Source organism: Alcanivorax sp. HI0044 (assembly GCF_001634945.1).
This window is the reverse complement of the sequence record NZ_LWEZ01000842.1, coordinates 1-570: the sequence shown is the minus strand read 5'-3', so window position 1 is coordinate 570 and position 570 is coordinate 1. Positions and strand designations below refer to the sequence as shown.

The window sequence follows — 570 nt, the reverse complement described above, 5'->3', positions numbered from 1 at the left end:
GATGCTCAGCCTGTCCGGGCCGCTCACCCTGACCCTGTCCGTAGCCTTTATTGGCTGGCTTTACTTTCCTCTACGCCAGTATCTGTGGAGAAGAATGTTTCTCCGCCAGCGCCAGGAGCTGGATGAATGGCTGGCCCAGGCGCTGCCCGCCATGCTCGCCCAACAGGAAACCCAAACCGAATCCGGCATGGAGCAAGCACTGAGAGCGGTATTCCAACCCCTTTCCATAGAAGCGCTTGCTACAGTCAATGCACACATCAGCATCCCTGACAAAGGGCAAACCCTGATCGTTCCAGCTCCCCTGGAGCAACGCACCTGGAAGCTGCAGCACGCCCAACAGGGTGGCCGCATCTTCAATCGACAGGACATCCATATTGCCGGCCTTGTATTGTCTCTGCATCAGCTGGTCACCCAAGCCAGGATTGCCCATGCCAAAGGAGCCAAAGAGGAACGACTGCGGATACGCCGGGATATGCATGATGATCTGGGCGCAAAGCTGTTGCAGTTGTTGCATCGCTCCTCCGACACTACAAAGCCGCTGGTGCGCGAAGCTATTCATGACTTGCGTGA

1 pseudogene is annotated in these 570 nt (G+C 56.8%); it reads left to right on the top strand.

Annotated elements, in window-relative coordinates:
• A pseudogene (locus A3730_RS31460) lies at positions 1–570 on the top strand (sensor histidine kinase); the annotation flags it as partial.